The sequence below is a fragment of the Stenotrophomonas sp. AGC87 genome, assembly GCF_057333975.1.
The window spans coordinates 68,548-73,885 of record NZ_JBHFHW010000028.1; the positions used below are offsets into that span (position 1 = coordinate 68,548).

5 protein-coding genes are annotated in these 5,338 nt (G+C 67.7%); 1 reads left to right on the forward strand and 4 read right to left on the reverse strand.

All coding sequences use genetic code 11. The features are described from left to right. Positions 1-44 precede the first annotated feature (44 nt). From ACE026_RS10010 to ACE026_RS10020, 3 genes are all read right to left on the reverse strand, one after another. A complete protein-coding gene (locus ACE026_RS10010; RefSeq protein ID WP_486038879.1) occupies positions 45-1,022 on the reverse strand; it encodes an MBL fold metallo-hydrolase in 978 nt (325 codons plus the stop codon). 96 nt (positions 1,023-1,118) lie between these two features. Further along, positions 1,119-1,952 (reverse strand): helix-turn-helix transcriptional regulator, encoded by an 834-nt coding sequence (locus ACE026_RS10015; protein ID WP_486038880.1) that lies wholly within the window; start codon positions 1,950-1,952, stop codon positions 1,119-1,121. A gap of 3 nt (positions 1,953-1,955) precedes the next feature. Continuing rightward, on the reverse strand, positions 1,956-2,654 hold the full coding sequence (locus ACE026_RS10020; protein ID WP_486038881.1) for a VIT1/CCC1 transporter family protein: 699 nt from the start codon (positions 2,652-2,654) through the stop codon (positions 1,956-1,958). Between the two features lie 207 nt (positions 2,655-2,861). Between ACE026_RS10020 and ACE026_RS10025 the strand changes: the two genes are divergently transcribed. Continuing rightward, entirely contained in the window at positions 2,862-4,226 is a 1,365-nt protein-coding gene (locus ACE026_RS10025) for a glutamate--cysteine ligase (protein ID WP_486038882.1), read from the forward strand. A 286-nt stretch (positions 4,227-4,512) separates the two neighbouring features. On the opposite strand, the gene ACE026_RS10030 is transcribed toward ACE026_RS10025, so the two are convergent. Continuing rightward, on the reverse strand, positions 4,513-5,338 hold an 826-nt coding region (locus tag ACE026_RS10030; protein WP_486038883.1), incomplete at its 5' end, for an NAD(P)-dependent alcohol dehydrogenase.

Here is a 5,338-nt window from a genome sequence, read left to right on the forward strand (position 1 = left end):
CGGACCGCGCGACGCGGGTAGTGCCGGCCGCTGGCCGGCGCCCATCATTTCGCCGGCAACGGCGCGAATTCGCCCGGCACCCAAGCGAATGCCTCCCCTTCGCGACGCACATGCCCCAGCCCCGGGAAGGGCAGGTGTGCGCCCGCGACCCACCAGCCCTTATCCGCCGCCTGCGCCATCATCCGGCGCCGGCTGGCGATCGCCGCCACGCGGTCGCTGTCCGCTTCAAACGATGCCTGAGGCTGCGCGAACTGCACTGCGTGGTAATGCACGAGGTCGCCCCACACCAGCAACTGCTGGCCGGCGCCGCCATCGATCTGGTACGACACATGGCCGACCGTATGACCATGGCTGTCCAAGGCGGTGATGCCCGCCGGCAATGTGTCGCCCGGTGCAAAGCGCTTCAGTTTCCCGCTCGCTTCATACGGCGCCACCGCCTTGCGCGCCAGGGCGAAGGCAAAGCGCACGCCCTGCGGCGCGGTTGCCTCGCTGGCCGGATCCAGCCAGAACGCGGCATCGGCCGCCGACAGCCACACCGTGGCATTCGGGTAGGCCATCGTGTCCTGCGCATCGAGCAGGCCGCACAGGTGATCCGGGTGCGCGTGGGTCAGCACCACCTCATCCACGTCCGCCGGGTCATAGCCGGCCTTGCGCAGGTTGCCCAGCACCTGGCCCAAACCGGGGCCGAAGCACTGCGCGGTGCCGGTGTCGACCAGGGTCAGGTGATCGCCCTGCTGCACCAGGTACGCATTGACCGCGGTCTGCAGGCCCTTGCCATCCTCGGGTACGTAGCGGTGATCGAGCAGGCGGGTGACCGCGCCGGGGGCGATCCCGACGAGTTCCTGCCGGCCCAGTGCGACCGTGCCGTCGAACAACGCGGTGACCTGCAGCGTGCCGATCTGCTGGTGATACACGCCGGGGACCTGCTCGCGCGGGGTGTGTGTGGTGGTGGCCCATGCGGGGCTGGCGACAACGGCCAGCAACACGGCGGAGGCGAGCGTGCGAACGCGGGGGAAATGCATGGCAGGTTCCGGACAGGGCGGCAGCGCCGCGGTGCCTCCATGCTGCGCGTCCCGCCGGTTGCGTTCCGCTCAGAATGCCGCGCGATCCGCTCGCGCTCAGCTGTTGCCGATCGCCGCCGGTTCCAGCCCATAGCGTTCGGCGAAGCGCTTGTTGAAGCTGCCCAGCGAGCGGTAGCCCACGCGCGCGGCCACGGTCTTCAACGGCAGCCGGGTGGTGTAGAGCAGGCCCATCGCATGCGCGAGCCGCGCATCGGTGATCAGTTCGCGCACGCTGGAGTGTTCGCTGGCCAGGCGCCGGCGCAGCGTGGCACCGCTGAGGCCCAGCTGCGCTTCAAAATCACGTGATTGCCAATCGCGCTCGGGCTGGGCAGCGATCAGATCGCGGATGCGTTCCCCCAGGCTCGGCTCGGGGGGAATCAGCAGGCTGCCGTGCCCGCGCCGGCAGAAGGCCACGGCAAGCGAGGCCAGGGCCAGGCGTGCTTCGGTGTAGTGACCGTGTTCCAGCGCCTGCCGCCACTGCAGCAGGGTGGCGCCATGCTCGGCCAGCGGCAGCCTGGCCAGTGCGTCACCGGCCTGCGGCAGCGGCTCGTTCCACAGCGCGCGGGCGGCCGTGAGCGCCTCGGCGCACATCGGCACGATCGCACTGAGATAGAGGCCGCTGTGCGGATCGGGGATGTTGACCACATCAATGCGGCAGCGGCGGGTGATCAGGAACAGATCGCCCGGCGCGAATTCCAGCGACTGCTGCGCGGTGCGCACCTGCTTGCGACCCTGCAGCAGGATCGCGAACTGCGGCTGCGGAATCTCCACCGACGAGGCGCCATGCTCGCGGCGCGCAGTGATGCAGGCGTAACCATCCGCGCGCTGGCAGTCGGCCAGGCTGGCCAGGGTCGCCAGCAGCGGAGTAGTGGTATCAATGGGTGCGGACATGACTCAGCCTGCCACGTTGAACAGCTGGCCGACCAGTGCGGCGGCGGCCATCGCGATCGCGCCCCAGAAGGTCACGCGCAGCGCGCCACGCACGCGCGAGGCGCCGCCGGCGTGCGCGGCCAGGGTGCCGGTCAGGCACAGCCCCAGCAGCGTCACCACAGTGGTTGCCTGGCCGACGAGAGCATGCGGCGCGAGCAGGGCGGTCAGCACCGGCAACGCGGCGCCACTGACGAAGGCGCCGGCCGAGGCCATGGCGGCCTGCATCGGGCGCGCGCGCAGTTCCTCGGTGATGCCCAGCTCATCGCGGGCATGCGCCCCCAGCGCGTCGTGTGCGGTGAGCTGGGTGGCCACTTCATGCGCCAGCTCGGGACTCAGCCCACGGTGGCGGTAAATCGCGGCCAGCTCTTCCAGCTCGCTGTGCGGGTCTTCGTGAAGTTCGCGCTTCTCCACTGCCAGGTCGGCCAGTTCGGTATCGGCCTGGGACTGCACCGAGACATACTCACCGGCCGCCATCGACATCGCGCCGGCCACGGTCCCGGCGATGCCGGTGGCCAGGATCGTGGAGGCCGACGCGCCGCTGGCAGCGATGCCGACGACCAGGCCGGCCACCGAGACAATGCCGTCATTGGCGCCGAGCACGGCGGCACGCAGCCAGCCGACACGGTCGGAGCGATGGACTTCCGGATGTCGGGATCGGCTCATCGAATCAGTTTAGGGGCTGGCGGCGGCCAACGGCGGAATGACTCGCAGCCGCGGCGGGGCCGGCGCAGCGTCAAGCCCATGCCAGTAGGATGCTGAAAACCGTCACGGTGACACGACGGCAGGGGACGCCACGATATAGTGCGCCCTTGCGATGCGGGGGCGTGAACCCCACATCCCCGCCCTGACCAGAATTCTGCGAGCCTCCCCTTGTCGAGCCCCAGCCACGTCGCCGAGACGCCGATCACCGACCGTAATGAACTGGTCGCCACGTTGGCCTCCGGCGAAAAGCCCCAGGCGCAGTGGCGCATCGGCACCGAGCACGAGAAGTTCGGCTTTCGCCTGGATGACCTGCGCCCGCCCACCTTCGACGGTGACCGCGGCATCGAAGCGCTGCTCAACGGCCTGACCCGCTTCGGCTGGGACCCGGTGCAGGAAGAGGGCCGCACCATCGCGCTGCTGCGCGACAACGCCTCGGTGACGCTGGAGCCGGCCGGCCAGCTGGAGTTGTCCGGCGCGGCACTGGAAACCATCCACCAGACCTGCGTGGAAACCGGCACCCATCTCAATGAAGTGGCGCAGGTCGCCGGCGAACTGCAGCTGGGCTTCCTCGGCATGGGTTTCCAGCCGAAGTGGACCCGCAATGAAATGCCGTGGATGCCCAAGGGCCGCTACAAGATCATGCGCGAGTACATGCCCAAGGTCGGCACGCTCGGCCTGGACATGATGACCCGCACCTGCACGGTGCAGGTCAACCTGGATTACGCCACCGAAGCGGACATGGTGAAGAAGTTCCGCGTGTCGCTGGCGCTGCAGCCGATCGCCACCGCGCTGTTCGCCGATTCTCCGTTCACCGAGGGCGCGCCGAACGGCTACCAGAGCTACCGTTCGCACATCTGGACCGACACCGACAACGATCGCACCGGCATGCTCGACTTCGTGTTCGAAGACGGTTTCGGTTACGAGCGTTACGTGGATTACCTGCTCGATGTGCCGATGTACTTCTCTTACCGCGATGGCAAGTACCACGATGCCAGCGGCCAGAGCTTCCGCGATTTCATGGTCGGCAAGCTGCCGGTGCTGCCGGGCCAGCTGCCCACGCTGCGCGACTGGTCCGACCACATGACCACCGCCTTCCCGGAAGTGCGCCTGAAGAAGTACCTGGAAATGCGCGGCGCCGATGCCGGCCCGTGGAGCCGCCTGTGCGCGCTGCCCGCGTTCTGGGTAGGCCTGCTGTATGACGATGCCGCACTCGATGCCGCGTGGGATCTGGTCCGCGATTTCAGCCTGGTTGAGCGCAACGTTCTGCGCGATGGCGTGCCGAAGCATGGCTTGAAGCTGCCGTTCCGCAACGGCACCGTGCTGGATCTGTCACGCGAAGCGTTGAAGATCGCGGTAGCCGGGCTCAAGCGTCGCGCCGCGCGCAATGCCGACGGTCAGGACGAAAGCAAGTTCCTGGAGGTGCTGCAGGAGATCGTCGATTCCGGGTTGACCCCGGCCGACCGCAAGCTGGCGCTCTTCCACGGCGAGTGGGGCGGCAACATCGACCCAGTGTTCAAGGAATTCGCGTACTGAGTGGGCGAAAGCGGTAGTCGGTGGGTCGGGCGCTGGGCGCCCATGCCCTTTCCGGCGAATGTCCCCCGGCGTCGGCCTGCGGCCGCCACCTCCTCCTTTATTTCGCCTCCAAGGGCATGGGCGCCCAGCGCCCGACCCACCGACCAGCGCCACGCTTGGCTTCCCCCTGCTTACCGCACGCCGCGCCCCGTAGCGGCCGGGAGACATTTGCGCGAAGGGCACACGTGTACAGCTCACAAAAAAAAACCCGGCATTGCCGGGGTTTTTTCATGCCTGTGCGGAAGGATCAGGCCGCCTTTTCCAGCGTGCCCATGTCGATGACGAAGCGGTACCGCACATCGTTCTTCGCCATGCGCTCCCAGGCCTCGTTGACGGTCTTGATGTCGATCACTTCCACGTCGCTGACGATGTTGTGCTCGGCACAGAAGTCCATCATTTCCTGCGTCTCAGCCATGCCGCCGATCGCCGAGCCGGTGATGTGCTTGCGGCCGAACATCACCGAAGCGCCCATCAGCGGCGGATCCAGCTCGGTCAGCACGCCGACCAGGCACATGGTGGCATCGCGCTTGAGCAGGGACATGTACGGGTTGGTGTCGTGGCTGACCGGGATGGTGTTGAGCAGGAAGTCGAAGCTGCCCGCATGGGCCTTCATCTGCGCCGGATCACGCGAGACCAGCACTTCATCGGCGCCCAGGCGCTTGGCATCGGCGCCCTTTTCCGGGGTGGTGGTGATCATCACCACGGTGGCGCCCATCGCCTTGGCGAACTTCACGCCCATGTGGCCCAGGCCACCGAGGCCGATCACGCCGACCTTCTGGCCGGGGCCGACCTTCCAGTGGCGCAACGGCGAATAGGTGGTGATGCCAGCGCACAGCAGCGGCGCGGCGGCCTTGAGGTCGAGCGTTTCGGACACCTTCACCACGAAGCGCTGCTCGACCACGATGTGGTCGGAGTAGCCGCCGAAGGTCGGCTGGCCGCTCTCGCGCTCGGTGCTGTTGTAGGTGAAGGTCGCGCCCTTCTCGCAGTACTGCTCCAGATCTTCATCGCAGGCCGCGCAGTGGCGGCAGGAATCGACCATGCAGCCGACGCCGGCGAAATCGCCGACCTTGAAG

What these genes read in the sequence shown, in the direction of transcription:
- ACE026_RS10010 (WP_486038879.1), bottom strand. Translation starts at nt 1,022, where the DNA reads ATGCATTTCCCCCGCGTTCGCACGCTCGCCTCCGCCGTGTTGCTGGCC.
- ACE026_RS10015 (WP_486038880.1), bottom strand. Translation starts at nt 1,952, where the DNA reads ATGTCCGCACCCATTGATACCACTACTCCGCTGCTGGCGACCCTGGCC.
- ACE026_RS10020 (WP_486038881.1), bottom strand. Translation starts at nt 2,654, where the DNA reads ATGAGCCGATCCCGACATCCGGAAGTCCATCGCTCCGACCGTGTCGGC.